2 protein-coding genes are annotated in these 2,661 nt (G+C 69.1%); one reads left to right on the top strand and one right to left on the bottom strand.

The window, feature by feature from the left end:
• Positions 1 to 1,474 (top strand): vitamin K epoxide reductase family protein (locus H0W38_RS20560; protein WP_292457686.1); only part of this gene is annotated, 1,474 nt, incomplete at its 5' end.
• A 126-nt stretch (positions 1,475 to 1,600) separates the two neighbouring features.
• On the opposite strand, the gene H0W38_RS20555 is transcribed toward H0W38_RS20560, so the two are convergent.
• A partial coding sequence (locus H0W38_RS20555; protein ID WP_292457683.1) for a CoA transferase occupies positions 1,601 to 2,661 on the bottom strand: 1,061 nt, incomplete at its 5' end.

The following is a 2,661-nucleotide window of genomic DNA, read 5'->3' as shown; positions in this document are numbered from 1 at the left end:
GCTGGCGCAAGGCCTGACGCGGCTGGTGGAGGTGATGAAGGCCGATCCTTCCGCCTGGTACGCGCGCAACAAGCTCACCTCGCCCGAGGGCGTCGAGCCCGAGCAGCAGGCGGCCCTCGACGAGCCGGAAAAGCAGGCCCTGTCCGACCACATGGCGGCGGCAGAGCAGGCGCGCAGGGCCACCTTGTGGGCGCATTTCGTCATCGTCTTCTTCGGCCTGTGGCTGATCGCCAGCCCCTCGGCGCTCGGCTACCGCGACGAGACGGGCATGACGCTGAGCGACATCGCCAGCGGCGTGCTGCTGGTGGTGTTCGGCGGTTTGTCGCTGTCGCCGCGCTTCGGCTGGGCGCAGTGGGCCAACGTGTTCGTCGGCGCCTGGCTGCTGTTCGCACCGCTCGTGTTCTGGACGGCGAGCCCGGCCGCGTACGTGAACGACACGCTGGTCGGCACGCTGGTCATCGCGCTGGCGATCCTGGTGCCACCCATGCCGGGCATGAGCCCGGTGGGCCTGGCGCTGGGGCCGGACGTGCCGCCGGGCTGGGACTATTCACCGTCGGACTGGACGCAGCGGCTGCCGATCATCGGGCTCGCCTTGTTCGGTTTCTTTCTCTCGCGCTACATGGCCGCCTACCAGCTCGGCCACATTCCCGCGGCCTGGGACCCGGCCTTCGGCGACGGCACCGAGGCCGTCATCAGCTCCGAGATGTCGAAGGCCTGGCCCGTGCCCGACGCGGGACTCGGCGCAGTGGCCTACATCCTCGAAGCGCTGTCGGGGATCATGGGCAGCCGCCGGCGCTGGCGCACGATGCCGTGGATGGTGGCGCTGTTCGGCTTTCTGGTCGTGCCGCTGGGCGGCGTGAGCATCTTCTTCATCGTCATCCAGCCGATCTGGATCGGCACCTGGTGCGGTCTGTGCCTGATCACGGCGGCGGCGATGGTGGTGATGATTCCCTACTCGCTCGATGAGATCGTCGCGACGGCGCAGTTCCTCAGGGAGCGCCGGCGCGCAGGCCGACCGCTGTGGGACGTGTTCTGGCACGGTGACACGATGGCCGGCGGCACGCAGGACCACAGCTTCGAGTTCGACCAGCCGCCGCGCCGCTTCATCGCCCGCACCTTCGGCGGCGGCATCACCGCCCCGTGGACCTTGAACGCCTGCGTCGCGATCGGCGTCGCGCTGATGTGCACGCGGCTGCTGTTCGGCACCGAGGGCGCGATGGCCGACAGCGACCACATCGTCGGCTCGCTCGTCATCGTGCTCGCCATCAGCGCCTGGGCCGAAGTGGGGCGTGCGCTGCGTTTCCTGATCGTGCCCTTCGGTGCCTGGCTGGTCGCCGCCCCGTGGCTGCTCGACGGCGCGGGAACGGGAGCGGCATGGGCGAGCGTTGCGGCCGGTCTCGCGATCATGGCGCTCAGCTTGCCGCGCGGTGCGGTCGGCAGCCGCTACGGCGCGTGGGATCGGTTCATCCGCTGAACGAGCACGCGCGTTTCGGCTCGCGCCCTCCCGCTTGCGGAAGAGGGTCGGCGACCGGCGACGATCCCTCATCCACCGCCTTCTCCCGCGAGCGGGAGAAGGCGCCCTGTCGCGCGGCAGGTTGGTTTACTCCTGGTCGCCGAGCAGCACAGCGCCTTGCGCGGCAAGGGCCGCTACCTCGGCATCCGACCAGGCGTACTCGCGCAGGATCTCGCGGCTGTGCTCGCCCAGCATCGGCGCGGGCCTGCGCACCGAGCCCGGCGTTTCGCTGAACTTGATCGGCAGGCCCAGGGCCCGCGTACGGCCCGCCTTGGGGTGGTCGAGCTCGACCACCATCTCGCGTGCCAGCGTCTGCGGATCGTTGACCATCTCGGCAATCGAGTTGATCGGCCCAGCCGGGATGCCCGCCGCGTCGAAATCCTGCAGCCACTCGCGCGTGCCACGCCGCTTCAGCAACTCGCCGAGGATGCCGGTGAGCGCCGCCAGATTCGCCATGCGTGCGGTGTTGGTCGCGAAACGCGTGTCGGCGATCAACTCCGGCGCCCCGACCAGTTGCGCAATGCGCTCCCAGTTCGACTGGTTGGCGCCGCCGATGTTGATCCAGCCGTCCTTCGTAGGAAAGGCCTGGTAGGGCGCGGTAAGGATGTGCGCCGAGCCGCTCGGACCGGCCGAAGTGCCGGTGGCGAAATAGATCGCCGACTGCCAGAAAGTCTGGTGAATGCCGGCCTCCATCAGCGAGGTATCGACCAGCTGCCCCTCGCCGGTCTTGAGCCGGTGCACGTAGGCGGCAACGATGCCCAGCGCCGCCAGGATGCCGGCGTTGATGTCCGCGATCGGGCTGCCCGACTTCACCGGCGGGCCGCCCGGCTCGCCCGTGATGCTCATGAGCCCCGAGACGCCCTGGGCGATGAGGTCGAAGCCGCCCTTGTCGGCATACGGGCCGCTGCGGCCGTAGCCGGAGATCGAGCAGTAGATCAGCGCGGGGTTGATGGTGCGCAGTGCCTCATAGCCGATGCCCAGCTTGTCGAGCGCGCCGCGACGGTAGTTCTCGGTGAGCACATCGGCACCGGCCACCATGCGCTTGACGACTTCCTTGCCGCCGTCGGTCTTGAGATTCACGGCGATCGAGCGCTTGTTGCGGTTCATCACCATGAAGGCCGCCGACTCGCCGTTCACCTGCGGCTCTG

The sequence above is a fragment of the Methylibium sp. genome (assembly GCF_013817365.1).
In the GTDB taxonomy this organism is placed as follows: Bacteria; Pseudomonadota; Gammaproteobacteria; order Burkholderiales; family Burkholderiaceae_C; genus Methylibium.
Note: the sequence above shows the minus strand (reverse complement) of the source record. Positions and strands in the feature narration are given on the sequence as shown.